The organism is Bifidobacterium aemilianum, from assembly GCF_003315635.1.
GTDB classification, from domain to species: Bacteria; Actinomycetota; Actinomycetes; order Actinomycetales; family Bifidobacteriaceae; genus Bifidobacterium; species Bifidobacterium aemilianum.
Window position 1 is genome coordinate 307,201 of the sequence record NZ_PDCG01000003.1, and the last position, 24,440, is coordinate 331,640.

20 protein-coding genes are annotated in these 24,440 nt (G+C 57.9%); 18 read left to right on the forward strand and 2 right to left on the reverse strand.

Annotated elements, in window-relative coordinates:
• Positions 1 to 87: 87 nt before the first annotated feature.
• The 8 genes from leuD to CRD60_RS08810 all read left to right on the forward strand — a co-directional run bounded on the left by leuD (position 88) and on the right by CRD60_RS08810 (position 9,813).
• Positions 88 to 774, forward strand: coding sequence for a 3-isopropylmalate dehydratase small subunit (gene leuD / locus CRD60_RS05045; RefSeq protein ID WP_113860190.1), 687 nt, complete (start codon positions 88 to 90; stop codon positions 772 to 774).
• A 165-nt stretch (positions 775 to 939) separates the two neighbouring features.
• Positions 940 to 1,218: an Lrp/AsnC ligand binding domain-containing protein gene (locus CRD60_RS05050; protein WP_113860191.1), complete on the forward strand. Its 279-nt coding sequence runs from the start codon at positions 940 to 942 to the stop codon at positions 1,216 to 1,218.
• A gap of 121 nt (positions 1,219 to 1,339) precedes the next feature.
• The gene (locus CRD60_RS05055; protein WP_113860192.1) at positions 1,340 to 2,584 is read left to right on the forward strand and encodes a tRNA-dihydrouridine synthase; all 1,245 of its coding nucleotides are present in this window, start codon (positions 1,340 to 1,342) and stop codon (positions 2,582 to 2,584) included.
• A 265-nt stretch (positions 2,585 to 2,849) separates the two neighbouring features.
• The gene (gene murA, locus CRD60_RS05060; protein ID WP_113860193.1) at positions 2,850 to 4,175 is read left to right on the forward strand and encodes a UDP-N-acetylglucosamine 1-carboxyvinyltransferase; all 1,326 of its coding nucleotides are present in this window, start codon (positions 2,850 to 2,852) and stop codon (positions 4,173 to 4,175) included.
• Positions 4,176 to 4,299: 124 nt separating this feature from the next.
• Positions 4,300 to 5,184, forward strand: a complete 885-nt coding sequence (locus tag CRD60_RS05065; RefSeq protein ID WP_113860234.1) for a lysophospholipid acyltransferase family protein — start codon at positions 4,300 to 4,302, stop codon at positions 5,182 to 5,184.
• A gap of 412 nt (positions 5,185 to 5,596) precedes the next feature.
• A complete protein-coding gene (locus CRD60_RS05070) occupies positions 5,597 to 6,592 on the forward strand; it encodes an NAD(P)H-dependent glycerol-3-phosphate dehydrogenase (RefSeq protein WP_113860194.1) in 996 nt (331 codons plus the stop codon).
• Between the two features lie 106 nt (positions 6,593 to 6,698).
• Positions 6,699 to 7,844: a D-alanine--D-alanine ligase family protein gene (locus CRD60_RS05075; protein WP_113860195.1), complete on the forward strand. Its 1,146-nt coding sequence runs from the start codon at positions 6,699 to 6,701 to the stop codon at positions 7,842 to 7,844.
• An 865-nt stretch (positions 7,845 to 8,709) separates the two neighbouring features.
• The gene (locus tag CRD60_RS08810) at positions 8,710 to 9,813 is read left to right on the forward strand and encodes a CPBP family intramembrane glutamic endopeptidase (protein WP_161522193.1); all 1,104 of its coding nucleotides are present in this window, start codon (positions 8,710 to 8,712) and stop codon (positions 9,811 to 9,813) included.
• A gap of 188 nt (positions 9,814 to 10,001) precedes the next feature.
• Here the strand turns inward: CRD60_RS08810 and CRD60_RS05085 are convergent, their stop codons facing one another.
• Entirely contained in the window at positions 10,002 to 10,778 is a 777-nt protein-coding gene (locus CRD60_RS05085) for a mechanosensitive ion channel family protein (RefSeq protein WP_113860235.1), read from the reverse strand.
• A 208-nt stretch (positions 10,779 to 10,986) separates the two neighbouring features.
• On the opposite strand from CRD60_RS05085, the gene CRD60_RS05090 reads away from it, so the two are divergent.
• From CRD60_RS05090 to CRD60_RS05115, 6 genes are all read left to right on the forward strand, one after another.
• Positions 10,987 to 12,129 (forward strand): lactonase family protein, encoded by a 1,143-nt coding sequence (locus CRD60_RS05090; RefSeq protein WP_113860197.1) that lies wholly within the window; start codon positions 10,987 to 10,989, stop codon positions 12,127 to 12,129.
• 264 nt (positions 12,130 to 12,393) lie between these two features.
• Positions 12,394 to 12,588 (forward strand): 50S ribosomal protein L28, encoded by a 195-nt coding sequence (gene rpmB, locus CRD60_RS05095; RefSeq protein WP_113860198.1) that lies wholly within the window; start codon positions 12,394 to 12,396, stop codon positions 12,586 to 12,588.
• A 601-nt stretch (positions 12,589 to 13,189) separates the two neighbouring features.
• Entirely contained in the window at positions 13,190 to 14,632 is a 1,443-nt protein-coding gene (locus CRD60_RS05100; protein WP_236630847.1) for a DHA2 family efflux MFS transporter permease subunit, read from the forward strand.
• A 243-nt stretch (positions 14,633 to 14,875) separates the two neighbouring features.
• A complete protein-coding gene (locus CRD60_RS05105) occupies positions 14,876 to 17,416 on the forward strand; it encodes an ATP-dependent DNA helicase RecG (RefSeq protein WP_113860199.1) in 2,541 nt (846 codons plus the stop codon).
• 58 nt (positions 17,417 to 17,474) lie between these two features.
• On the forward strand, positions 17,475 to 18,071 hold the full coding sequence (gene rsmD, locus CRD60_RS05110; protein WP_113860200.1) for a 16S rRNA (guanine(966)-N(2))-methyltransferase RsmD: 597 nt from the start codon (positions 17,475 to 17,477) through the stop codon (positions 18,069 to 18,071).
• A gap of 260 nt (positions 18,072 to 18,331) precedes the next feature.
• Complete coding sequence (locus CRD60_RS05115; RefSeq protein WP_113860201.1) at positions 18,332 to 18,934, forward strand: nitroreductase family protein; 603 nt, start codon at positions 18,332 to 18,334, stop codon at positions 18,932 to 18,934.
• 146 nt (positions 18,935 to 19,080) lie between these two features.
• Here the strand turns inward: CRD60_RS05115 and CRD60_RS08650 are convergent, their stop codons facing one another.
• Positions 19,081 to 19,251: a lactococcin G-beta/enterocin 1071B family bacteriocin gene (locus CRD60_RS08650; protein WP_127975645.1), complete on the reverse strand. Its 171-nt coding sequence runs from the start codon at positions 19,249 to 19,251 to the stop codon at positions 19,081 to 19,083.
• A gap of 425 nt (positions 19,252 to 19,676) precedes the next feature.
• Between CRD60_RS08650 and CRD60_RS08655 the strand changes: the two genes are divergently transcribed.
• The 4 genes from CRD60_RS08655 to CRD60_RS05130 all read left to right on the forward strand — a co-directional run bounded on the left by CRD60_RS08655 (position 19,677) and on the right by CRD60_RS05130 (position 24,437).
• Positions 19,677 to 20,234, forward strand: a complete 558-nt coding sequence (locus CRD60_RS08655; RefSeq protein ID WP_127975646.1) for a hypothetical protein — start codon at positions 19,677 to 19,679, stop codon at positions 20,232 to 20,234.
• Between the two features lie 236 nt (positions 20,235 to 20,470).
• Complete coding sequence (locus CRD60_RS05120) at positions 20,471 to 22,675, forward strand: peptide cleavage/export ABC transporter (protein ID WP_330848980.1); 2,205 nt, start codon at positions 20,471 to 20,473, stop codon at positions 22,673 to 22,675.
• 13 nt (positions 22,676 to 22,688) lie between these two features.
• On the forward strand, positions 22,689 to 24,050 hold the full coding sequence (locus CRD60_RS05125; RefSeq protein ID WP_113860203.1) for a bacteriocin secretion accessory protein: 1,362 nt from the start codon (positions 22,689 to 22,691) through the stop codon (positions 24,048 to 24,050).
• Positions 24,051 to 24,158: 108 nt separating this feature from the next.
• Entirely contained in the window at positions 24,159 to 24,437 is a 279-nt protein-coding gene (locus tag CRD60_RS05130; protein ID WP_113860204.1) for a nitroreductase family protein, read from the forward strand.
• Positions 24,438 to 24,440 lie beyond the last annotated feature (3 nt).

A 24,440-nucleotide genomic window follows, 5' to 3' on the forward strand; every position in this document is an offset into this window, starting at 1 on the left:
CCAGTAGATAGGTAGCAGGTCCGTTTGGGAAGGCGGAGCCAGCTAGCGAAGTCCACATGATGGACAGTGAGTGAAATGGGGTAGACCATGGAACCTATACGAGTCGTGACAGGGACGGGAATGCCCCTGCGCCGGTCCAATGTGGACACCGACCAGATTATTCCAGCCGTCTTTCTGAAGCGGGTGACCAAGACCGGCTTCGAGGACGCCCTCTTCTACTCCTGGCGCAGGGACCCCGACTTCCTGCTCAATAGGCCGGAATATGCCCAGGGCAAGATTCTGGTCACCGGCCCGGACTTCGGCATCGGCTCCTCCCGGGAACATGCCGTCTGGGCCCTGCGGGACTGGGGCATCCGCGTGGTCATATCCTCCCGCTTCGCTGACATCTTCTACGGCAACACCGCCAAGAATGGCCTGCTGGCGGCCATCATGCCCCAGGAGAGCATCGAGCTCCTCTGGAAGCTCCTGGAGGAGGAGCCTGGCCGGTCCATGACTGTGGACCTGGAGCAGCGGACCGTGACCTGCGGCGATGTGACCCTACCCTTCGAGGTCAACGACTACACCCGCTGGCGCCTGCTCAACGGCTACGATGACATAGACCTGACCCTTCAGCACGAGGATGCCATCAGCGCCTATGAGGCCAAGCGTGACAAGCTCTTCCCCTTCAAACCCAAGACCATTCCCGTCAAGCATGGGCCCGAACAACCCATTGGTTCTGCCAGAGAGGTGGACGAGGGTGAGTGGGCCGGACCACTCAGCGACCGCAAGTCCTGAGTAGGCGGGTTGTCCAGACCGGAGCCGCCCCAGGGGTGGATGCCGCAAGATCGCCCACCGGCAATCAGATGCTGGACCTCCTCTGGTGTCATCCCAGGCCCTCGGTTAGGCTGTAGCCACAAGCTCGTTCCGGCCCGCAGGCCGCACAGGAATCGGAGAAGCATCATGGCTGACGCAGTTGTGCTCATCAACACCGAGGCGAACAAGGTGTCCCAGGCCGCCCAGGCCATCGTGGAGATTCCTGGTGTAAGGGATGTCTACTCGGTGGCTGGCGAGGTCGATCTGGTCGCCATCGTCTCCACCGCCGACTTCGACAAGCTGACCACCATCATCCCCGACGGCATCGCCAAGGTCGAGGGCGTGGTCGCCACCCAGACCCTCATGGCCTTCCGCCAGTATTCTCGCAAGGATGAGGCCGCAGCCTTCGACCTGGGGATGGACTGACCGGCCCTGCCCTTCCCGTTGGCCAGTGCCCTTGGCTGGCCGACCGTCGCCGGCTGGCAGCGGGCCGCCGGTCTGATAGCACGGGTTCGCTATGATGGTGGGGTGGACGAAAGGGGCCTCCATGACCAAGCCGACCACACCGATTCCCTCAACATCCTCCAGGGGTGCAGCCATAGGCTCTCCCGATCTCGAACCCTTCTACAATTCGGCCCTGTCCTACGAGGACAACTATGCTCTGGGGCCCTTCGGACTCTTCAAACATGCGCTCGATGGCACCGACACCGAGTCGCCCCACCAGTCGCTGACCGATTCGCAGGCCAAGCAGCCGCAGGGTTTCGACAGGCAGCAGCCCACCCAGGCTCAAGCCCAGCCCCAGTCCAGCTTTCTGGGAATCCCTCTTAACCTGCCCTTCGGCATCCCCGCAGGCCCCCTACTCAACGCCAAGTACACCACTGCAGCCTTCCGCATGGGTTTCGACATGGCGGTCTACAAGACGGTCCGGTCCCAGGCCTGGCCCTGCAATCCCTTCCCGAATGTGCTCTCCGTCCACCCCCGCAGTGCTGATGGCTCCATCACCCCCGGCTGTCCAGAGCTGGAGGAGGGCCTGCTGGCCGACACCGATTACCGCCGTCCGGTCTCCATATCCAACTCCTTCGGCGTGCCTTCCCGGGACCCGGACATCTGGCAGCCCGATATGCAGGCTGCCATGGAGGCTGCCGGCCCAGGCCAGCTCCTCCTGCCCAGCTTCCAAGGCTCGCGGTGGCCAGGCATGGACCAGGAGGCCTACATCCGCGACCATGTCCAGACCGCCCGACTGGTCTGTCAGACCGGTGCCCGGATCATGGAGATGAACACCTCCTGCCCCAATGAGGGCCATGGGCGTCTGCTCTGCCATGACCCGCAGCTGGTGGGCCGCATAGCGCAGGCCGTCAAGGAGGAGATCGGTGACAGGCCGCTGATCATCAAACTGGCCTATATTCCCTCCGATGAGGCCTTGGAGACCATGGTCCGCCAGACCGCGGCCCAGGGGAGGGTTCAGGGTTTCGCCACCATCAACACCATTTCCGCCCGGCTGGTCGACGCCCAGGGTCGGCAGGCCCTGCCTGGCGAGGGCCGAGACCACAGCGGTGTCTGCGGCGACGCCATCAGGGGAGCCGGGCTCGATATGGTCCGTCGGCTCGACGCGATCCGGCGCAGGCTGGGCTTGGACTTCGCCATCACCGGCGTGGGCGGGGTCATGGGTCCCGAGGACTATGAGGCCTACCGCCAGGCGGGAGCCGACGCGGTCATGAGCGCCACCGGTGCCATGTGGAACCCCCTGCTGGCCCGACAGATCGCCTGCCAGGCCGCCCCGGCACAGGGCTGACACGCCAAGGAATAGACACTGCGACTGCTGTGTTGGCCTGGGTGAAGAGCTGTGCCGCTGGCCTGCGGTGGCCGGGCTCGACCAACCGTGTCAGCGCCTGATCGCCCAGGGCGGCAGGCTTAGGCTGCCGGCGCATTTCACCTGCCACGCACAAACCGTGTGGCAGACTGGTGGCATAGCATGAATACGAGAAGCTGACAGCCCTGTCTCGGCAGCCGTAAACAGGTGTGGTTGGCGCAAGGCAAATGACGAGAAAGAGGCCGACGTGGCAGAGAACAGCAAGGACCTCCTGCATGTGGAGGGTGGCAAGCCGCTGGTCGGCAGCATCCAGGTGCGTGGAGCCAAGAATTTCGTCAGCAAGGCCATGGTGGCTGCCCTGCTGGCGCCGGACACCTCCGTGCTGAAGAACGTTCCGCAGATTCGTGACGTCCATGTGGTCTCCGACCTCCTGCGACTCCACGGTGTGAACGTGGATGTGGATGAGGCCGCTGGCATCGTGACCATTGATGCCAAGAAGGTCCAACTGGCGGACGTGGCCGATGTGGACACACTCTCCGGGTCCTCCCGCATTCCCATCCTCTTCTCCGGCCCCCTCCTGCACCGGCTGGGAGAGGCCTTCATTCCGGCCCTGGGCGGCTGTAACATCGGCGGTAGGCCCATCGACTTCCATCTGGAGACCCTGCGCAAGTTGGGAGCCAAGGTCGACAAGGAACACGCCGACGGCATCCACATCACCGCCCCGGACGGACTGCACGGGGCCAAGATCCACCTGCCCTACCCATCTGTCGGCGCCACCGAGCAGACCCTTCTGGCCGCGGTCCAGGCCGAGGGCAAGACCGAACTCTCCGGTGCCGCCACCGAACCCGAGATCATGGATCTGGTGGCCGTCCTCCAGAAGATGGGCGCCATCATCTCCGTGGATGTCGACAGGACCTTCCGCATCGAGGGGGTCAAGGAACTCAAGGGTTACCGGCACACCTCCCTGACCGACCGCATCGAGGCCGCCTCCTGGGCCTCAGCCGCGTTGGCCACCCAGGGTGACATATTCGTCAAGGGGGCCACCCAGCCTGAGATGATGACCTTCCTGAACGTCTTCCGCAAGATCGGCGGGCAGTTCGACATCACCGACGAGGGCATACGCTTCTGGCATCCTGGCAACGAACTCAAGCCGGTCGCCATCGAGACCGATGTCCACCCCGGGTTCATGACCGACTGGCAGCAGCCCCTTGTCGTCGCCCTGACCCAGGCCAACGGCCTCTCCATCGTCCATGAGACCGTCTACGAGCAGCGCTTCGGCTTCACCCGCCCCCTGGTCGACATGGGCGCCACCATCCAGCTCTACAAGGAATGCCTGGGCTCCCTACCCTGCCGCTTCCAGCAGCGCAACTACAAGCATTCGGCCGTGATCTTCGGACCCACCCCCCTGACTGGCCGCGAGATTGACGTGCCCGACCTGCGCGGCGGCTTCAGCCACCTGATTGCAGCCCTGGCCGCCTCCGGCCCCTCCGATGTCAACGGCATCTCCCTGATCGACCGTGGCTACGAGGACTTCCGTGGCAAACTGGTCGCCCTGGGCGCCGACATCGACTGACCCTCACCTAGCTCACTACAAGGGATAGGCCTCTGACATACTTTCAGCGGCTTATCCCTTGGCTGTATCAGGTCCGGGGGAGGTGAGCGTCGCCTTCGTTCCGGGCTTGGGGCACAATGGTGGCATGGCATCCAAAGGAAAACCTTCACCACGATCGGCGGTAGAGCCGCTCAGCAAGGAGCAGGTGGCCAGGCTGGGCCGGAAGCACCAGCTGGTGGACCCCACCCATTACTACCCGACCGGCCCACGGCAGCCCAACGAGGGCGAGATCAACGCCCAGAACCCCAAGGCCACGGCCAGGCTCCTGGAGGGGGTCTCGCTGGTGGTGCGCTCGCGGTCCAGGGTGCGGGCCTGGGGTCTGGAACATGTGCCGGAGACCGGCCCCTTCATCACCGCCGCCACCCACGTCACCATGTACGACGTCTTCATTCCCATGATGTCGCTGTTTCATATGGGCCGCAGACCCAGGTACATGGCCAAGGCCGAGATGGCCAAGTGGCCGCTCATCGGCAAGTGGTTTCAGCTGGTCGGCATGCAGCCCACCCCACGGGGCCAGGGCCAGGCCAAAATCATCGAGGACGAATCCGTGGCCATCCTCACCTCCGGCAGGCCGCTGACCATCTGGCCCGAAGGCACGGTGACCCGGGACCCGCTCAAATGGCCCATGAGCCTCAAGTCCGGTGTCGGTGTCATCGCCCTGGAGGCCTCCCGGCAGCTGGGCCGGCAGGTGCCGCTCTTCTGCTCCGTGACCTGGGGGGCCGCTTCCATCAACCATTGGTGGCCCTGGCCCCGCAGGAACGTGGTCATGTGCTACGACGCCCAGCTGGATTATGGGGACCTCCTTGCCGATTTGGATTCCTGGGGGCCGGAACCGCCCGAGTCTGCGGTCAAGGAGCTGACCAGGCGGATTCGTCAGCGGATGGAGGTCGTCATGGCCGAGATTCGTGGCGAGGAGCCGCCAGCCGAGGGGTATTGGGACTTTCGCACCATGAGCCGCCAGCCCCGCTGAACCTTTGGGCCTGGCGGTCTGCCATGGCCGTTGAGCCGCCGGCTCGGCTTGCTGAGCTTGTAGCTGGGCTGGATGCGTTGGCTGCTCGGCCGGTTGACATGGGCACCTGTTTGCTTGGGCTTATGGTGCCGACGGCTGGGCTTGAAGGTTTGGCTGGCTGACTGGCTGTCTGGGCTGTTTCTTTGGTTGATTGGCTGGTCTGCTCGGCCGGCAGAGCCTCTGTCGGTTGGCCAGGCAGGTAGGATTCTTGCTTGGTCTGACTGGCCCCACGGTTGCTGGCTTAGATTTGAGTAGGGAGGCCGCTTGTATAGAGTATGTCTATGACGTGCTGTGTGGATTGCCGGCCGGGCCTCCGGCAGGGACCTTCACAGTTACCAGGGAGTAGGACGAACCGACGAGACGAGGGGATGGCATGAGGATCACGGTACTGGGCGCTGGGGCTTGGGGCACCGCCTTTGGTCAGGTGCTGGCCGATGCCGGCAATGAGGTGACCATGTGGGCCCGTGAGAGTGATATCGTCGACGATATCGTCAAGCGCCACCACAATTCCGCCCGCCTGCCGGTCGTTGACCGTCTGCCTGACTCCATGACCGCCACCGGCGACAGGGCCCAGGCCGTGGCCCAGGCCCAGATCGTGGTCGTGGCCATCGCCGCCCAGTTCGCCAGGGAGGCCCTGGCTGATTTCAAGGACCTGATACCCGCCGACGCCCTGGTCGTCTCCCTCATGAAGGGCATTGAGCGTCGTAGCATGGACCGCATGGATCAGGTGGTCTGCCAGGCTCTGGACCTGCCGGAGGAACGGTTCGCTGCCGTGTCCGGCCCCAACCTCAGCAAGGAGGTGGCCCTCCGCCAGCCCTCCGCCACCGTGGTCGCCTGCAAGGACCTTGCCAGGGCCCGGACCATGGCCGCCGCATGTACCACCGACTACTTCAAGGCCTTCGTCACCGCCGACGTGGTCGGCTTGGAGATGTGCGGTTCCTTCAAGAACGTGGTGGCCCTGGCCGTCGGCATGGTACGGGGTGCCGGCTACGGCGAGAACACCGCCTCCATGGTCGAGACCCGTGGGCTGGCAGAGTTGACGGCCTTGGGCCAGGCGGCCGGCGCGGACTTCAAGACCTTCGCCGGGCTGGCCGGCGTGGGTGACCTGATCGCCACCTGTGGGTCATCCCTCAGCCGCAACTACAGCTTCGGCTCCAACCTGGGCAAGGGGATGAGCGTCGAGGAGGCCACCCAGGCCAGCAGCGGTGTCGCGGAGGGGGTGCCCACCACCGAAGCCGTCGTAGCCCTGGGCCGTCAGTTGGGCATTCATACCCCGCTGGCCTACGCCATGAGCCGGGTCCTGTCCGAGGGCCTGACCTGCGACCAGATGCTCTCCCAGCTCTTCGGCAGGGAAATCAGCGAGGAATAGCCACGGCCACAGCTTGTGTCCTTTATGGGCAGAAGGAAGTGCTGACCCGGCCGCGCCCTGGCCGCCGGCCCTATAATGTGCCCGTATCTCAAGCAAAAGGATTGACATGACCAACAGGCGTATCCTGGTCCTCTACGGCGGTAAGGCCGATGAACACTCAATCTCCTGCATTTCGGCGGCAGGGGTCCTCAAAGCCATGGATACCACACGGTTTGAGCCGGTCCCGGTCGGCATCACCAAGGATGGCCGCTGGTTGACCGGAGGCACCGATCCCCGGGACTTCGACCTGTCCTCCGGTTCCCTGCCAACTGTCGAGCAAAGCTTGGGAAGCCGCCCCGTGGTCGTGGACATGGGCGGGGGACCGGACGGCTTCTATGCCCGTCAGCCCGATGGGAGCCTGCAGTCCCTGGGGCATATTGACGCGGTCCTGCCGGTCATGCATGGCCCCTATGGCGAGGATGGCAGTATCCAAGGGCTCCTGGAGACCATGGGCCTGCCCTACGTGGGTTGCGGGGTCTTCGCCTCCGCCGCCTGCATGGACAAGGACTTCACTAAGGTAATCCTGGCAGCCGCAGGCATCGACGTGGTGTCTGGCATCACCCTTGACACCAGGAATTTCAAGGCTGCCGACCAGTTCTCCGGCCAGGCCCAGGCCCTCCAAGCGCAAGTGGACTCCGCCGGCCTGTCCTACCCGCTCTTTGTCAAACCCTCCCGGGCCGGGTCCAGCTTCGGCGTGACCAAGCTCGATGAGCAAGGCCAGGCCCAGGCCCTGGCGCAGGCGGTCTTTGAGGCCTCACGGCATGATTGGAAGGTTCTGGTTGAGGAGGGAATTGCCGGCCGTGAGATCGAATGCGCCGTGCTGCAGGCCCGCAGCGATCAGGAACCCACAGCCTCCTGGCCCGGTGAGGTGGTGCTGGACCGTAAGGACGAGGCTGGCGGCGAGGGCCAGTTCTACGATTTCGACAGCAAGTACATGGACGAGGATGCCTCCCATGTGGAGGTTCCGGCCCGCCTGCCCCAGGATACCCTTGAAGCGGTGCGGCAGGTTGCCATCAAAGCATTCAAGGTCCTGGACTGCAGTGGCTTGAGCCGCGTGGACACCTTCGTGACGCCGCAGGGGCGGATTCTGGTCAACGAGATCAACACCATGCCTGGTTTCACACCCATCTCCATGTACCCCAAAGCCTGGGAGGCCACAGGCCTGCCCTACGGCGACCTAATCAGCCAACTGATCGACGGTCTGCTGGCCTGACTCCTTCCTCCCGCATTGCCCCGGTTGCCCCTCTGCCGTAAATTAGACAACAGTATTACGACGAGTCGGTTGACGATGAGGAGGACGGATGGAGCAGGAAGGCATGGCTGCGAAGGCCAGCAATGGCGGTGACGATGGGCTCCGCGACGGTGCCCAGAGCCAGCCACTCGCTGATTTCTTCAAGCAGGAGACCCCTCAGTTTTCCCTTCCGTCCCTGACGACGGATTCCTTCTATGGCGGATTGTCTCAGTATGCGGACAAGTCCCAGTCACAGGACGACGGCGACCAGGATGGGCCCTCATCCGATGGAGGGCCGGTTGACCTGCGGCCTGGCCAGCTTGAATCGCCCAGCCAGCCTGATCAGACTGGGTATGCGGCTGGACAAGAAGGGGCCGTGGGCCTGCCTGCCGGGTCGCCTCAGCAGCAGGGCAATGGGCAGGAGGGTCCCTCGGCGCCGACTTCTGACCCTTCCCCTTCGGCAGGTCAGCCTACAGGGTCACCGCTCCCGGTCCATAGGTCGGACCCCCCGCAGTTCCTGCCCCTTGGGGCCGGAGCTCAGGTGCCCCCTAGGCAGCATTGGGGTGCCCCAGGCCACCAAGGGAATGTTCCCCGGCAGCCTGTGCAGCCGCAGCCATATGGCGGGGCCGACGCGTACGCACCTTACGGGTCCTATGGTCCCGGCCTGAGGCAGGCCCAGCCGCAATACCCGGTCCAGCCGCCGACGCTCCCGAATCCGCAAGGCTATGGTCCTGTGACCCCGACCCCTTTGACCCCAGGGCTTCCCACAGATCCCATGGGGCCAACGGTTCCAGTGTCTCCCGCAGCCCCCGTGCCAGCTGGGGCAGCTCCCACAGGCGCACAGACCATGCCGCAGCCTCAGCCCCTGCAGCCCACCTGGCCCGGCCAACAGCCTCAGTTCCAACCCGGCTTCCAGGCCCAGCCCATGCCGGCCAGAAGGCCCGGGGTTCCACGAGGCCTGCCTGATGTCATCAACCCCGACTGGTGGTTCCTGGCCCGCCGCCGCTTCTCCATGGCCGGCGTGGCCCTCAGCATGATGTTCGCCGTCTGGTATGGTTTGGCGATTATCTTCGGCATCATCATGGCTGCGGTCGACCGTGGCGTGAAGATCCCCTACTGGGAGACTGTGCTGGTCTCAAACGGTCCGCTCTACTTCGTGGCCATGCCCCTGACCCTGCTGATCTTCAATATGATCCCCGTCCTGCCAACCCGCAAGATGGGCCTGAAGCCGACCAGCTTCATCATGCTGCTCCTGTCCTGCTTCCCCATCATGAGCATCGGCAACATCATTGGGCAGATCCTTTCCGCCTTACTCTCAGGTGGTGAGGCCACCAACAGTCTGGACGAGCTACTTGGCGCCGACCCGGTCACCATCGTCGTCGTCACGGTGATCCTGGCTCCCATCTTCGAGGAATGGATATTCCGCAAGCAGCTCATCGACCACCTTCGCCGCTATGGTGAGAAGCCGGCCATTGTGTTCTCGGCCCTGATGTTCGGCCTCTTCCATGGCAACCTCTACCAGTTCTTCTACGCCTTTGGCATCGGGCTGGTCCTTGGCTACGTCTACATGCGCACCTCACGCCTGCGCTACTCGATCGCCATGCATATGATTGTCAACCTGCTCGGCGGCGCTGTCCCCTCCATACTGATGATGGGGCTTGGGGATAGGGCCTCCGACCAGCTCTCCTCCATGGATCCGCAGCAGGTCCAGCAGGCCTTCCAGGCCCATCCGGTCTTGTCGGTGTCCTTCCTCGCCTTTGAATGCTGCATGGTGGCGGTCTTCTTCGCCGGTCTGGTGATCATGATCGTCAACCGCCGCAAGCTGGTCTTCTTCACCACTCCTGAGGAGCTGCCCCGGAGCGTGGTGCCCCAGACCATCTTCCTAAACGTCGGCAGCATCATCTTCATGGTGCTGTGCTTGCTGGTCATGGTGCTGGCGCTCTTCAACTGACGGTCGATGTGCAGGAACCGCGGCGCTGGGCTGCCTACGCCCAGACCACGGTTCTTTTTGCCATCCGTGCTGGTCGCTCATCTGGCTTCGTACAGGGCGACCCAGGCAGTCGATCCGAATCAATGCGGCCCGGCCTGTAGTTGGCCTTAACCGCTTGGACTCACTCTTGTCCGCAGCTGCGGCAGGACTCAATCAGTGGCGAGACCGCCCCGCTGCTCGATGACATCAGACCCAGCAAGGGCCTTGACCAAGGCGTCCTGCAGGTCAACCTCGGTAACCCCGACCTTGGCCGTCATCTGAATCTGCCCACTGATGCCATAGGGTGAGAAGCCCGTGAACTGCACCTGAATCGGCGTGGCCGGGTCGCGCAGCTTGGCTGTGGCCCGGCTGGCCAGACTCTGGATCTGCCGCTGGGCCTGGTTGGTATCCGCCCCCACCTTCAGGGTGAAGGGCAGGGTCAGCCCGCTGTTGGCCTCGGTCGCCACCGCTTCAAGGGCTGAGGTGTTGAGGACCGAGTTGGGAATCATCATGCGGTTGCCGTTGTCCTCCAGCACCACGGTCTGCCGCCAGGTGATGTCGACCACCAGGCCGGTGGTGCCGTTGATGGAGACCCGGTCGCCGGGCTTGATGACCTTGCCGACCATGAGCTCGAAGCCGGAGACCACGTTGGCGATCGTGTCCTTGAGACCAAGGGACAGGGCAAGCCCACCAACACCAAGGGCCGTGATGACCGTGGTCGGGTTGATGCCGAAGACCGGCTGCATGACCAGGGCCGCCGCGAAGACCCAGATGGTAACGCGGGTCAGGTTCACAAAGATCGAGGCCGAGGGAACGTTGGATTTTTCCAGAATCTGGCGGAGCAGGTGGCTGAGGAATTTGGTGGCGATGAAGGCCAGGGCCAGCACCACGATGAGCAAGAGCATCTTGTCGGCATGGCCCTTGACCCAAGCAATCACCCAATTCATTGTGCCCTGCATGTTTCCTCCGTCTGCACTGCCCGCAGGCCATTCTGGCCCTGCGGCTCCAACTCCAATGGTAGCGAGGTGTGGGGTCACTGGGTACAAGGGCTGGAAGTGAACATTTGCGCGGCGGCAGGGCTGACCAAGGCTCCGTTCCTTGGCAAGAGCGTCTGGCCGGCTTGGTGGGGGAGCGGGCAGGGCGTAGATTGGCTGTATGACTGAAGAGATTACCCATCTGTTGGTTGGTGGTTTCGGGCCTCTCAATGGGCAGACCAGCCCGGGCATTGAGCTCTACGACCTGGTGGAGTCGGAGGCCGATGGTGGTTCGCCGGCAGGGGATTGCCGGCTGATCAACCGGGGGTTGCTGGCTGACATGCCCTCTCCAACATGGCTTTTTCGGGATGGTCAGATGCTCTATGCGGTGCTGGAGAACAGTGACCAGATTGCCAGCCTGCGCCTGGGCCAGTCTCACGGCCATATTCGGCTGGAGGAGCTGGGCCGGGCCGCAACGCTGCGACTTGGCCCCACCCATGCCATCGTCATGGCTGATGATTTGGGCGTCAACCACTGCCTGGCGGCCGACTATGGTGACGGCTCCATCAGTATCCACCCCGTTGACGCTGAGGGTCGGGTTCTGGACGCCGACCAAGTCCTGACGGCCCAGGGCCATGGCCCCCTGCCCGCCCAGGCCGGGCCCCACGCCCACTGGCTCCTGCCCCTGCCGGACGGCCGCCTGCTCTCGACCGACCTTGGGGCCGATCGGGTCCATATACATCGCTGGCAGCAAGGACGTCTGGTCCGTACCAACTCCTTGGTGCTGCCGGCGGGCACAGGCCCCCGCGACCTGACTCTGCTCCCGACCGCTGATGGCCGCATCATGGTTGCCCTGGTGGCAGAATGGGCCAATACGGTCAGTCTTGTGGATTGTGGGACCGGACCGAACAAAGGGGCTTCTGGCATGGCCTCTCCCCCAGAGCTTGAAGTGGTTGACCTGGTTGATCTGGGTGGGACCCTTATGGACGACCAGGCCGCGTCCATGGCCTTCGTCTCCAGCCGGAACTCCTGCCGGGGTATGGTCTACGTGGGCCTGCGCGGCTCCGATCGTATCGTTTCCCTGAACTGGGACGGCCAGCATCTACGTCGGCTGAGCAGCCCCGATGTCGAAGGCTGGAGCGGCTGGGGAATCTCCAGTGGCGGCAGTCGTCCCCGGCAGATCCGAGCCTTGGGGTCCAAGCTCCTGGTCGCCAACGAGGCCTCCAACAACCTGACTGTCTTCCAACTGGCAGCCGATGGCCAGCCCCAGGAGATATGCCGAACGCCAGCCTCCTCCCCAACCATCCTGCTGCCCATGCTGTAGGACCGGCGCCTAAGGCTCCAGTGTCGCCAGCATACGGGCAGGACCCAAGTTGCCCGGTCACTATGCCGACGCCCCCGTCAAGCCGTAACATCATGGTCTTCTCGCCGGCAGCTTCGAGTTGTCGACAGGGATCGCAAGGGGTTGTGCCGCTTGCGGAATATCGGGTCTGGTTGTATACTTGTGAAGTTGTGTGTTCAGCCTTGTGCTTTGTCCTCGGCTTGAGCATAGGAAAAGGCTTGAAAGTCAACAGTTTAGGGAGTCATCATGGCAGCTCGTTGCGCAGTGTGCGGCAAGGGACCGCAGACCGGTTACAGTGTTTCGCATTCGCATATCCGCAATAAGCGCACCTTCCGTCCGAACCTTCAGCCGGTTCGCACCACCGTCGACGGCGAGAACGTTCGCGTTCGCGTCTGCTCCAAGTGCCTGAAGGCCGGTAAGGTTCAGCGCGTGGCCGCGTGAATCGCAGATAGCTTCAACTGACGGACCCCCGCAAGCCCAGGTGGCTGCGGGGGTCCGCTGTATTCCGTCTTGTATCCCGCCCATCCTGGTTGGCGCGAACATGGCCGCAAGTCCCCTGGCTATTGTCGTACATCATGTGCTATGCCGGCCCTTACGCCTCTGTTACGTCATCTACGGCGGTTATATGTCGCAACAAAGGCAGAAGGGTGTGTGAGGCGTATCTTGTGCGATATTGGGGAACCTGGCCATCGGAATGCTGAGCCGGTTGTCTGCCACCGCCAGGCGCGGTGACCTGTCAGGCTGGAAGGTGGCTGGGCTGTGTGAGGACACCCCGGTTTGTCCGTGGGTCTGCTAACAATAAGGTTTCGGACTAGGGACGTGTGAGGGATCCCGGTCCTTGCGGCGAGTGGCGGTGACACGTCTACGAACGTAAGGTACGTGTCAAACCGTATCCAATGCCCCAAAAATGAATGCGCATGCACCCGCGCTATGTGGTGACAAGTTATCAGCGTCATGCCCTATAGCTCCATGCCTGGGCTGGGACCCTTGCGGCCCCCGATGCGATTGTGTTTAGAAATGAGAGAACAACATGGGTTCAACCATGCCTGAAAACAGGATGAAAGCAAGGGTCGATGTCAAGCACCCCAATTTGGTGATGCTTGGCCTCTATTTGGGAGCCTTCCTCGGCATGCTGAGCGAGACCTCCATGAACATAGCCTTGCCTGACTTGAAGGAGACCTTCCAGGTATCTGCCTCCACCGCCCAGTGGCTGGTGGTTGGCTACATGCTGGTCATCGGCATCGTCCTGCCCTTCACCAGCCTGCTGCTTAAGTGGATTCCGGCCAAGCCGATGGTCCTCTTCGCGCTGACGGCCTTCTTTATCGGGTCTCTGATCTCGGGATTCGCCCCCGCCTCATCTTTTGCCATACTGTTGATTGGCCGCATGATTCAGGGCATCTCGACCGGTCTGGTCCTGCCCATGATGTTCGCAGTGATCCTTGAGGTCTTCCCCCTCAACAAGATCGGCTTCGCCATGGGAACCGCAACCCTGGTGGTCATGTTCGCCCCGGCCATTGGCCCGACCTTGGCCGGTGCCTTCATCGGCGCCCTCTCCTGGCGTTGGATTTTCTTCTTCTTCGCCCTGGTGGCTCTTGTCGCCATCGTCGCAGCCGCCATCTGGATGGTCAACCCCTACACTCTGCTGCGCCCCAAGATTGACGGCCTGTCCTGCCTGACTTCCATTCTGGGCTTCGGCGGCATCGTCTTGGGCATCAGTCTGATCAGTGAGCCCGGCATGATGGCCGGCGCCATCATCGCCCTGGTTGTGGGCATCGTGGCCGTTGCCTTCTACTCCTACCGTCAGCTCCACATGACCAACCCCGTCATTGATTTGCATGCCCTGGGCATCAAGCAGTTCACCGTCGGCACCATCATCGTCATGATGAACTTCTCCATCACCTTGGCCGCCATGTACCTCATGCCCCAGGAGCTTCAGCAGGGCCTGGGCATCAAGGCCGCAGTGGCTGGTCTTATCATGCTGCCCGGTGGCGTGGTCAACGCGCTGATGTCCCTCTTTGCCGGCCGTCTCTATGACTCAATCGGCCCCAAGTTGCTGGTTCGCATTGGCCTGGTCCTTTCGATGGTCGGTCTGATCATGCTCTTCATGGTTGGCCCCGACACCTCCATCGCCTTCGTGATCGCCGCCCATATCATCCTGATGCTGGGTATTCCGACCACCATGTCTCCCGCCCAGTCCTCCGCGCTTGCTGCCTTGCCTCAGGAGCTGTCGACCGACGGTTCGACCATTCTCAACACCCTCCAGCAGGTTGTTGGCGCAGTGGTCACCGCCGTCGCCACCATCCTGCTCAGCACCGGCCAGCAGCACGCCCTCGGTGGCAACGGTTCCAACCATGCCCAGGCCTTCGTGGCCGGCTCCCGCTACGGCTTTGTTTTTGCCTTCGTCCTGGCCGTCATCGCTATGATTGCCTCCTTCGGCATCAAGCAGCACGCTGGCGAGCCTGACTCCAAGGCAGAGGCCAAGTAACCTCCGAAGTTCGGCAATCTCAAGCCCAAAATCCCTCAATAGCGCCATGCTATTGGGGGATTTTCCCATACCGGATGGGTATGAGCAACATTCGCCGTTGTCGGCATAGTCCAGGAATGTTGGACATATCGGGGCAGGGATGGATTGAGGCGGATCGGACGAGTTGAATGGTTTGAGAGGGTGGAACCAAAGGAGGTGTGCAGCTGGGCTCGCTGTCGGGCGGGTCGAGGAAAATAGGGGAGTATGACTAGCTCGCTGAATACACCGATTTCGTCCCTCCTGACGAACAAGCGACGGATCGGTGCGCTCAAGAGCCTGGGTATGGTCACCATCGGCGATGCGCTGACCTACTACCCCTTCCGTGTCACTGAGCCTCTGCCGCTACGGGCCATTCGTGAGGCCAAGCTGGGGCAATCCATGGCTTTTGCGGCCAGGGTGGTCAACCAGCGGGTCTTGCCTATGCACGGGCGGCGGGGATTCCGGTTGGAAGTCCTGGTTGGGGATGATGACTTTGCCGCCAGTCGGCAGGTGGCCCCGTCGGTGGCCAGACTGGTCTTCTTCTCCTATAAGAAACCCTTTATTGACTGGACGGCCGGGCGGCTGCACACCGGCGCTGAAGTGGTCATTGCCGGGGATCCCAGCGAGTTTAAGGGGCAGCTTCAGTTCCCCCACCCGCAGATTCTGACCATCGCCCCCGAGGAGCCGCTGACCGATGATGGCCCGACCGGCGAGCGTTTCGATGCCAACTCCTGCCAGGAGGCCCTGCGCAAGGTCTGCCGGCCCAGGCCTGTCTACCGGGCCAGTTCGCGCATCTCCAGTGAGCATATACACGAGTCGATCCTGAGTTTTCTGCAGGCCCTTCAAGGCGGGGTGGGCCTTGCCGATGAAGGGGCTGATAGCGCTTCTGGTGCGGGGGTTGCCGGGGCTGTCAGGGCTGCTGGGGCCACCGGTGAGGCTGCCGTTCCGAGCGCTGACGACGAAGCGGGTCCTGCTCCTGGTGCCGCCGCAGTTTCCGCCGTGGCCTCTGGACAAACCGGTGCGAAGGGTCTGGCCTCCAGCGGCGGGGTGGCAACCGGCGAGCCCGGCGAGAACCTGTCTGCCAGCCTACTGAGGCCCGCGATTCCCGATATTCTGCCTGAGGTGGTCAGGGAGTCAGAGGGGCTGATGACCCGCGCTGAGGCCTACCTGGCCATCCACGACCCCCAGTCCACCGCAGTCTTCCATAGGGCGATCGTCACCCTGCGCTATGAGGAGGCCTTTGTCTCCCAGACCTCCGTGCTGGAGGCCAGGCGGGAGGCTGAAAAGGAGGCCTCGTATGTCTGCAGCGACCCCTCCCTGACCAAGTCCTTCATCGACTCTCTACCTTTCTCCCTGACCACCGGCCAGCAGGAGGTCATCGATGAGATTGGCTTAGACATGGGCCGGACCTACCCCATGCACCGGCTGCTCCAGGGCGAGGTCGGTTCAGGCAAGACAGTGGTGGCCCTGGCGGCCATGCTACGGGCGGTCGCGGCAGGCTATCAAGCCGTGCTGGTGGCCCCCACCCAGGTGCTGGCCGAGCAGCATGAGCAGACCATAGCAGGCATGGTCAAGGGCTTGGACCCAGAGCCTCCGGTGACCCTGCTGACCGGCGGTATGAAACTATCGGCGCGTCGCAAGGCCTTGGCTCAGGCCGCTTCCGGTGAGCCGGGCATCGTGGTAGCCACGCACGCAGCGTTCTCCAAGACCTTCCAGGCGCCCAACCTGGCTCTGGTGGTCATCGACGAACAGCACCGCTTCGGTGTCGAGCAGCGCGAGTCCATACAATCCAAGGGCGAGAAGGCCCCACATCTTTTGGTCATGACGGCCACGCCTATTCCCCGCTCGGCTGCCATGACATGGTTCGGCGACCTGGACATCTCCTGGTTGACCGAGCTGCCCGGAGGCCGCAAACCCATCAGAACCCATGTGATCCCCGAGCAGGATTCGGCAACGATGGCTCAGATGTTCGTCCATGTTCGCAAACGTGTGGACGCGGGGGAGCGGGCCTATATGGTGTGCCCCAGGATTGATGAGGATGACCAGATAGAAGATCTGGACCCCTACGGCATGGCCGACGACTCCGCAGCCTCTTCAGGCGAAGGGAAGGCTTCTGGTGCCGGGGGAGCGAAGGCCCCCACGGCTGAGCGTCCGCCCCTGCACTCCGTTGAGGAGATGATGGGCCGGCTGACCTCCCTGCCCCAGTTCGCCGGGGTGGAGTTCGCTTCGCTGACCGGCCGGGACGACGACAAGACCAAGCAGCAGGTCATGGCCGACTTCTCCTCGGGCAGGACCCCCATCCTTGTCGCCACCACGGTGATTGAGGTGGGTGTTGACGTGCCCCAAGCCTCCTGCATGGTCATCTTCGATGCCGACCACTATGGCCTTTCCCAGCTTCACCAGTTGCGTGGCCGCGTGGGCCGTGGGGGCACCAACTCCTGGGCCTTCCTGGTCTCCCGGGCCGAGCCTGGGTCTGTGGCGGAAGAGCGTCTTGCCGTCATCGAGGGCACCCTGGATGGGGCTGAGATCGCCCAGGCTGACCTGGAACTCCGCGGGGCCGGAGATGTCTTGGGAGACGCACAATCAGGCCTGAAATCAAGCCTGAAGCTCCTGCGGGTGGTTCAGGACGCAGATATCATTGCCAAGGCCCGAAGCCAGGCCGAGGAGCTATTGGCCGCCGACCCGGAGCTCAAGGACCATGTGGAGCTGGCCGGTGCGGTGCTCGACTTTACCAGGGGCAACGAAAGCTTCATCGTCAGCGGCTGAACCCGCGTGCTGTCGTGCGGTCGGTGCTGCTCGGTAGAGGCTGGTTTAGGCTGGAGTCATGCACGTAATTTCAGGACGATTCAAGGGGTTGCCCCTGCCTGCCGCCAGGGCGGGCACCAGGCCGACAACCGAGCGAACCAAGGAGGCCATCTTCTCCCGCTTGGAATCCCAGGGTGTTACTGCGGAGGCCAGGGTCCTCGATCTTTATGCGGGCACCGGTGCGCTGGGACTAGAGGCCCTCTCCCGGGGTGCCGATGCCTTGGTGGCGGTCGAGTCTTCCGACCCGGTGGCCATGACCCTGAGCAAGACCTTTCAAGCCCTAAAGAAGCAGCCTTCCTGGCGGCCTGATATGGAGGCACGGGTGGTCAGGCGCAAGGCAGAACAGTTCGTTGGGAGTGCGGCTGACGGGGGTGCGGATTCTGGTGCTTTCGATCTGATTTTCATAGACCCTCCCTACGCGCTCTCGACCGAGGACTGCGACGAACTGCTGCTCAAGCTGGTGGCAGGCGGCCTGGCGGCGCCGGATGCGGTCATAGTGCTTGAGCGGTCCAAGCGTTCCGAACCGCCGACCCTGCCTGATGGCTGGGATATCGCCCAGCGCCGCGACTACGGCGAAACCACGGTCTTCTACGTGGAAGCTGTCGCAGCAGCCTAGGTCTTTGTGGAGAATCCGGGGACGGTTTTCGCATCAGCGAAACTGACTACCTCTCTTTTCAATGTATTGGCGGTGGACAATACTCTCCCGGCGAACAAGGGTGCTGGCTGCTGGTTGAAGTGTATACAGTACAGGTAGATACCACGAATAGTGGTATGTAATTGAATGAACGAACAGACTCTACGAGGACTTGCCTCCAGGCCGTCAGGTCACTGGCATCCACCCCGCCAGCCTGACGTACACGACCCTATGGAGGAATCATGTCCCATACCCTGACAGCTCTCGAATCCCGTCATTCCCAGTACGCGCTGGCAGGCACGTCCAAACTGGGCGACCAGGAGATCGTCGACAACATCGAACGCATCACGGTGGCCGTACCCAGCGCCTTCAACAACCAGTCCCAGCGGGCCGTGGTCCTCTTTGGAGAGGAGCACCATAAGCTGTGGGAGATTGTGCGCGAGACCCTGCGCAAGATTGCCAAGTCCGATGAGGCCTTCGCTCGGACCGACGCCAAGATTGACGGCTTTTCCGCCGCCCACGGCACCGTCATGTTCTTCGATGACACTGACACCACCAAGGCCGTTGCCGAGCAGAACCCGGCATATGCTGAGAACTTCCCGATCTGGGCCCAGCAGGCCAATGGTATGTTGCAGTTGTCGGTCTGGACTGCCCTTTCCGAAGAGGGGCTGGGGGCATCCATCCAGCATTACAACCCCCTGATCGATGCCGAGGTCCGGGAGACTTTCAGCATTCCCGAAAGCTGGCAGCTCCTGGCTGAGATGCCCTTTGGCGATATCGTCAGCGACACCGGCAACACCGAGCGAAAGGCGGCCGCTGACCGAGTCAAGGTGCTGGGACTCTGAGATATGGTAACTGGAGCATCTATATGGATGCTCCAGTTTTGAGTAATGTGAGTTTGTGGGCGTGCTTTATGCGGATTCTGTCAATAGCGACAAAATAACACTGAGAATGAACTGACTTACTGAATTACGAAGAACCTGTTATTGATTCAGCCGCCGAATGCTTTTCTCCAACTATCGCGAGCACCATCACTAAGGCCTTTGAATCCCTGATATACTGGGTCAATGATTCCTAGCCATCCTGGGAGTTTTCCGCCGCCTTGTATCAGTTCCAATTCATTTTCTGACAAGGTTTGCTGGGAGTGAGATATGGTATTCATTTTTGCTCCTGAATTATAAATTATATTGTTCTCTTTATGAAGACAATCTAGATGTCACCTGCCGTTAGGCTAATAACCATAAGAAGGGTAACCATTAGACCACCAAATTCGTTGTTTTCCTAGATAGGCAAGGCCGTCAACGTAATGTGATCCTACCCAGTACATAGAGTCGTAGAAAACATTGCCTTTATTTCCGCCTTGTATCAGAGTTAAAGCATCGTCCGAAAGTGTTATAACGTTGTCGTTCATTGTACAATTCCTTTTGTGTATCTCCAGGCGAGTACTACAATGCGCTTGCTCCAGATTAGGGCCAGCCTAAAGTAACATCATACAAATTGTCAAATTCTTGCTGGATGTCAATGCTATCGTGTTACGGTAATGAGTGTATTAGTACGATGGTTTTCGCTATAGTCAAAGGTGATGTCATGAAGAACACAGTCTTATTGCGGTTTTCTTTTGTTCTGTTTAAAGTTCTTGAAGTCCTTAACTGGGTTAACTTTGGAATGTGCTTGTTTGTTATCCCTTTTTCCTTTTCAGGCAATAAACTTGCAATTAATGAAGCCGTCGATAAAGGTGTTGCCATTCAAAGTTCTTTATATGGTTTTAATTTTACTTTAAGCGACAGAGCAACATGGCATGGCAATGTTAGCTCAGTACTATATGCATTCGGTGGCGCAGCTATATTTTTCTTGGTGGCTACAGCGATGAAATGCTTATGCAAAGCTGTTAAAAAGATACAACAATTCACTGTGCTGAACAGGGCTTTTTCTGACGAATTCTTTCGACTTGTCCGCAAAATCGGCTACTGCTTTATTGCTGTGCCAATAGTTGGTTATGGCGTTTTTGCCATAAGTCTTATTCTCGTCACTTGTCGCGTAGCATCTGATGTTGTGGGTGCCACAACAAATTGTTCTTTGTTGGTGTGTGGATTGATTGCGTTGTGCTTTTCTGAACTATTTAGGAGTTCCGTCAAAAGTAAATAATTGAATTGTTAAAGTTGCTTCCTGATTAAGCGTTTAAATTTTAGCCATAACGTTCAAACAAAATTAGGAAAGTGGATTGAGTATCTTCAAATTCATTTGGATTCGCAACACGGTCTATATAAACAGTGCTGTGGACTTGATCATTTGAATTATTGAGCGATTAAAGAAATTTGCTAAGGATTCGCGTCCTTCACTCAACGGTAACCACGATAACCACCCGAAATGTGAATAATGCAGTGAAGGAACAGAATTCTGGGAATTGCATAACTGATGCTGATAGGAGATACATGTTTCGCCGATACACATACGTTTCTCAAGTCGATGAAAGAGATTGTGGGGTAGCCGCGCTAGCAACAATTGCTGGGCATTATGGCTCTTCTTATTCGCTAGCTCATCTGCGTGATCTTGCGAAGACTGACATGCAAGGTACAACGGCTTTAGGTATCGTAAAAGCTGCACAGAGCATTGGTTTCGAGACAAACGCTGTTAAGTCTGATATGAGTTTATTCGATGAAGCGGACTTGCCATATCCATTCATTGTGCACACTGTAAACGAAGAAGGTGTCCAGCACTATGCTGTTATATATAAAGCGAGCCGCCACTCCCTTACGATTGCTGATCCTGACCCGAAAAAGGGTGTTTATAAAAGGGAAAAAAGTGATTTTTCCAAAGAATGGACTGGGGTAGTTCTGTTTATCGCTCCGGGACCTCGGTTTCAGCCACATAACGAAAGCAGCAGAGGTTTATCGGGATTTGTCCCTTTGCTGCTAAAAAACAGGCAGCTAGTGACAAATGTTACGGTGGCAGCTTCACTGGTAACTGTTATTAATATTGTAGGGTCGTATTATCTGCAGGCGTTAATTGACTTGTATATCCCCGATCAAATGAAAATGACGTTAAGCATTGTGTCGCTTGGGTTGGTAGTGGCGTATGCCATACAGCAATTACTAACGTACGCACGGCAGTATTTACTACTTGTGCTTAGTCAGAGACTTTCTATTGACGTGCTGCTTTCATACATAAAGCATATATTTAAATTGCCCATGAGTTTCTTTTCAACGCGGCGCACTGGAGAAATAATCTCTAGATTTTCGGATGCCAACTCAATTATTGATGCCTTAGGTAGCGCAATTATCACAGTGTTTTTGGACATCGGCTCATTAGTCATCGTCGGCTCAATCTTATGCATGCAGAACCCGACCCTATTCTTTCTGATGCTTATCGCACTTCCTATGTATGGAGCAATAGTTTTTATCTTTGTTAAGCCTTTTAATAGGTTGAATAACGATTGTATGCAAGCTAATTCTATCGTCAGCTCCTCTGTAATTGAGGATATCAATGGAATAGAAACTATAAAAGCATTAAGCGCTGAACGTATTCGATATAAAAAAATTGATCATGAATTTGTCGAATATTTAGATAAAACTTTTAAATACGGTAAAACCGAAACACTTCAGGGTGTCCTGAAGACTGGCGTTCAGTTACTTCTGAATGTTGCTGTACTGTGGGTTGGGGCCAAACTAGTTATGGAGAATAGAATTAGCGTCGGACAGCTTATTACTTTCAATTCTTTGCTGAGCTATTTCACAAATCCACTTCTTAATATTATTAATTTGCAAACTAAATTACAATCCGCAGAAGTTGCAAATAACCGATTGAATGAAATTTTCTTAGTAAAACCAGAAATGCATGATAGTGAAATAATTACGGAGAAAAAATCTTTAAGCGGACCTATTGTGGTAGATAACGTTTCTTTTAAGTTCGGCTACGGTTCCAACACCCTGACTGAGATTAATTTGCGAGTTCAGCGTGGCGATAAAATAGCGATAGTTGGGCTGAGTGGCTCAGGTAAAACCACACTTGCGAAACTACTCGTGAATTTCTTCGAACCCACAGAGGGTTGCATAACTGTCGGCCATGTGAACGTTTGTAATATTAATCTCAAAGTGTTAAGAGGCCATATTAATTATTTGCCGCAAGACCCCTATATTTTTTCGGGAACTATTTTAGAGAATCTCACACTCGGATTATCGGAAGGAGTGACACAAGATGACATTCTAAGAGCAGTAGAAATTGCGGAAATCAGGCAAGATATTGAAAAAATGCCGTTGAATTACCAGACGAAGTTAACCAGTGATGCGGCAGCTATTTCTGGTGGACAAAAACAGAGGATTGCTCTAGCACGAGCTTTGCTAGCTAATGCGCCAGTTATTATTCTCGATGAGGCAACTAGTAATCTCGATGTGGCAACAGAAAAGAAGATTGTTAGTAATTTGCTGGCTCTAACTGACAAAACTATAATATTTATAGCTCACCGGCTCAGTGTCGCATCTAGATGTAATTCAATTTTGGTAATGGAGAATGGTCGAATCGTAGAACAAGGAACACATGAAGATCTAATGGATCAAAAGGGGCGATATTGTTCCTTGTTCTCTGATTGAAAGGTGTATCTGTATGAATGACAAAGAGTTCCTTGAAAGTTCGGAATATTACAGTCGAAGGTATGATAACTTTTCCTCTTTGGTTATAATTCCTATTTTTTGTTTGGTTGTGGCGATGCTTATTTTTTCAGTCATAGGAAGAAGAGAAATTACAGTCAAATCGGTAGGGGAAATAGGGCCCGCTAAGATTACTGCACTTATTCAATCTACAAGCGGACAGAGCATTATAGTTAATAATCTTGTAGAAAATAAAGCAATCCACAAAGGGGATTTACTACTTGTATATGAGAATGCACATAATTCTATTCAGCTGGACGACTTACAGCACCAACTGGATATAACGAATCAGCGATATGAGATTTTGCAACTTTTAAAAAGCGGGATACAGAATGACAGTAGTCCTTTTCTTGACCCAGATGAATTTGGATACAGCTCACAGTTAGAGGATTACCGGGCGCAAGTGCAATCTCTTAAAACTGAAGATAGCCAAAAGCATGAGTTTGTCGAAAATCAAAATCAATCGGTCGCTTTAACGAGACTTGCCATAGAGGGTCAGATAGCGTATAATAAAAACCTTGTAGAGAAGTATGAAGAGCTTGAAAATGCGGTGAATGGAGAAAGTGCTTTATCTGAAAGCAATCCATTTAGTTCCAGTTATAAAGCGTATCAAAGTCAAATAACGAACGATCCAGCGGAGAAAGATGTTATCTCCTCCCAGTTAATCAGCCAAATAGATTCAGCGGTGCAGAAGCTCAACGGTGCTATTGACTCTTTGCAATTACAATTAGTCAGTAGTAGTTTTCAACCTAATCAAATGAATACCCAAAGTAAGCTTACTCAGTTAAAGGCTGAATTCCTGCTGAACGCAGATAAGGAAATAACCAATATATCTGCTACTAAGTTAGAAATCCAGACTCAAATCGCTCTCGCGCAAATTACGAATGCTAAGGCGTCGGTAACGGCACAGGCAGATGGAATAATCCATCTCAATGAAGAGGTGAGAGGAATGAGCAAGATACCTGAAGGCACAATAATCGGACAGATCTATCCTAACCTTAATGAGAAAACTAGGCTAAATATAACTTTAGAAATACCAGTTTCAGATATTGTGTCCGTTCAACTTGGGCAGGTAGTACGACTGAGCAATTATCGACATTCAGGAAAACCGCTGATTCTAACCGGGGAAATATGTTCAATCGCTGCGTCTCCAACCCGAACAAAGCAGGGAAATTACTATAAAGTTATCGCAGCAACTACTTTGAAGCAGGAGCAATTAAAACAAGTACGCTACGGATACGAAGGCAAGACCGTTATTGTAACAGGCAATAAGTCATTCTTCAATTATTATAAAGACTTAATGTTGCACGAAGATTGATGATATTCGCTGGGAGTTGAGTACGATGCCTGTGTTGCTCGTTGAGGCCCAACTGAGTTGGTAGTAGCGGGAGGTTTGAACATCGTCCGCTGAGGGGTATGAGGCTATATTGAGCAGAACCCGGCATATGCTGAGAACTTCCCGATCTGGGCCCAGCAGGCTAATGGTATGTTGCAGTTGTCGGTCTGGACTGCCCTTTCCGAAGAGGGGCTGGGGGCATCCATCCAGCATTACAACCCCCTGATCGATGCCGAGGTCCGGGAGACTTTCAGCATTCCCGAAAGCTGGCAGCTCCTGGCTGAGATGCCCTTTGGCGATATCGTCAGCGACACCGGCAACACCGAGCGAAAGGCGGCCGCTGACCGAGTCAAGGTGCTGGGACTCTGAGAT

Bases quoted from the DNA above. Each gene is read 5' to 3' on its own strand.
- CRD60_RS05075 (WP_113860195.1), top strand. From the start codon at position 6,699: ATGACCAACAGGCGTATCCTGGTCCTCTACGGCGGTAAGGCCGATGAA.
- CRD60_RS08810 (WP_161522193.1), top strand. From the start codon at position 8,710: ATGCCGCAGCCTCAGCCCCTGCAGCCCACCTGGCCCGGCCAACAGCCT.
- CRD60_RS05065 (WP_113860234.1), top strand. From the start codon at position 4,300: ATGGCATCCAAAGGAAAACCTTCACCACGATCGGCGGTAGAGCCGCTC.
- CRD60_RS05050 (WP_113860191.1), top strand. From the start codon at position 940: ATGGCTGACGCAGTTGTGCTCATCAACACCGAGGCGAACAAGGTGTCC.
- CRD60_RS05085 (WP_113860235.1), bottom strand. From the start codon at position 10,778: ATGAATTGGGTGATTGCTTGGGTCAAGGGCCATGCCGACAAGATGCTC.
- leuD (WP_113860190.1), top strand. From the start codon at position 88: ATGGAACCTATACGAGTCGTGACAGGGACGGGAATGCCCCTGCGCCGG.
- CRD60_RS05105 (WP_113860199.1), top strand. From the start codon at position 14,876: ATGACTAGCTCGCTGAATACACCGATTTCGTCCCTCCTGACGAACAAG.
- rsmD (WP_113860200.1), top strand. From the start codon at position 17,475: ATGCACGTAATTTCAGGACGATTCAAGGGGTTGCCCCTGCCTGCCGCC.
- CRD60_RS05125 (WP_113860203.1), top strand. From the start codon at position 22,689: ATGAATGACAAAGAGTTCCTTGAAAGTTCGGAATATTACAGTCGAAGG.
- CRD60_RS05115 (WP_113860201.1), top strand. From the start codon at position 18,332: ATGTCCCATACCCTGACAGCTCTCGAATCCCGTCATTCCCAGTACGCG.
- CRD60_RS05055 (WP_113860192.1), top strand. From the start codon at position 1,340: ATGACCAAGCCGACCACACCGATTCCCTCAACATCCTCCAGGGGTGCA.
- CRD60_RS05090 (WP_113860197.1), top strand. From the start codon at position 10,987: ATGACTGAAGAGATTACCCATCTGTTGGTTGGTGGTTTCGGGCCTCTC.
- rpmB (WP_113860198.1), top strand. From the start codon at position 12,394: ATGGCAGCTCGTTGCGCAGTGTGCGGCAAGGGACCGCAGACCGGTTAC.
- CRD60_RS08650 (WP_127975645.1), bottom strand. From the start codon at position 19,251: ATGAATACCATATCTCACTCCCAGCAAACCTTGTCAGAAAATGAATTG.
- CRD60_RS05100 (WP_236630847.1), top strand. From the start codon at position 13,190: ATGCCTGAAAACAGGATGAAAGCAAGGGTCGATGTCAAGCACCCCAAT.
- CRD60_RS05070 (WP_113860194.1), top strand. From the start codon at position 5,597: ATGAGGATCACGGTACTGGGCGCTGGGGCTTGGGGCACCGCCTTTGGT.
- CRD60_RS08655 (WP_127975646.1), top strand. From the start codon at position 19,677: ATGAAGAACACAGTCTTATTGCGGTTTTCTTTTGTTCTGTTTAAAGTT.